Source organism: Bradyrhizobium sp. (assembly GCF_049586575.1).
Classification (GTDB): Bacteria; Pseudomonadota; Alphaproteobacteria; order Rhizobiales; family Xanthobacteraceae; genus Bradyrhizobium.
Window position 1 is genome coordinate 1 of the sequence record NZ_JBAVCF010000508.1, and the last position, 1,546, is coordinate 1,546.

At 59.6% G+C, this 1,546-nt stretch carries 1 protein-coding gene; it reads right to left on the bottom strand.

The window, feature by feature from the left end; all coding sequences use genetic code 11:
- A partial coding sequence (locus tag WB528_RS19375) for an acyl-CoA dehydrogenase family protein (protein WP_423890009.1) occupies nucleotides 1–1,522 on the bottom strand: 1,522 nt, incomplete at its 3' end.
- Nucleotides 1,523–1,546: the final 24 nt, after the last annotated feature.

A 1,546-nucleotide genomic window follows, 5' to 3' on the forward strand; every position in this document is an offset into this window, starting at 1 on the left:
TGCTCACGCCACCCGCTCCGGTGACCCAACGGAGACCCTCTTCGGCCACTTTGAGGGCGGCCTCCCGTGCGAAGATCCGCGCCAGCGCGGCCAAACCGGTAGCGTCGAAACGGGTGCTGGCTTTTTCGTTGAGCGTCCCTTCCGAACTGCGTGCGGCGCGCTTCGATAAACTGCCCGCGCACTCGGCGTAAGCAATCAATTCGCCCAGCCGCAGCAGGATGTGCTGGAACCGGGTCAGGCGAGCGGCCCGCGCCTTTTCCATCACCTCGGCGAGGGCGTGCAGGGCCAACGCCGCAATGTCGGCTCCTACCTCGGGGTGCTGAACGTGCAGCGCTTCGAACTCGCGTGCCCGCTCATGGTAATACTGGCCGCGGGTTTTCAGGTGAAGCTGCCAGCGGTCGCGGCTGATGGTCATTTCCATGATCTCGGAAGTGCCTTCGTAAATCCTGGTGATGCGAACGTCGCGACTGATTTTCTCGACCATGTATTCGTGGGTGTAGCCGTATCCGCCCAGTGCCTGAATGCTAGCATCGGCAGCCGCGTCTCCGGCTTCGGTTGACATGTACTTCGCAATGGCGCCTTCGGTGTTCAAGCTTCCTTCGGTACCGGCGTCAATGCGTTCCGCAGTTTCCTCGATGTACGAACGGCCAGCCTCTAGCTTGGCCACGTGCGGCACGATCAACTTGTGAGTGTAGCCTTGCTTCTCCGATAACGGTGTCCCACCCTGGATTCGCTTGGTGGAATATGGAATTGCGCGATCCAGCGCCGACCAGCCCGCTCCCAGGCCGAATGCCGCCACCATCACCCGCGTGTAACCGAAGACCATCTGCGCCTGTATCAGGCCCTGGCCTTCGACCCCGCCGACCAGCCGATCGGCATCAACGTACACATCGTTGAGAGCCAGCGCTGCCGTGTTGCTCAGGCGAATGCCGTGCTTGTCTTCGGGCTTGTCATGCGCGAAGCCCTTGCTGCCCGCATCCACAATGAACCAACTTGGCCCCGCCGGTGTATTGGCCAGGATGGTGTAATAGTCGGCGATTCCGCCGTTGCTGATCCATTGCTTACTGCCATTGATCTTGTAGCCGATAATCCTGCCGTCCTTTTCGAGGCGATCGGCGGTGGTCTTCAGCGAACCCAGGTCGCTGCCCGCCTCCGGTTCCGTTGCGCCGTAAGCGAACAGAACCCCTTCATCAGCGATCTTGCCGAGCCATTTCTTCTTTTGTTCGGCAGTGGCGCCGAAAGTAATGGGGTCGCTGCCCAGGAAAGTCGCGAACAGGGAGGTGGCGACCCCAAGGTCGATCCGCGCCATCTGTTCGCAGATGAGATAGACGTCGAAGGTGCTTCCCCCCATGCCGCCGTACTCTTCCGGAATGAACAGGAGTTGAATACCCAGTTGGTCCGGGTCGCTCATGTGCCGGACAATCTCTACCGGACATTCGTCGCGTTCATCCAGCGCGATCAGTTCTTCATCCGGCAGACGTTTTTTTGCGAAATCCCGGAGCGATTTCAAACTCAATTGCAATGTTTTCTTCGTAATCATTGAAGG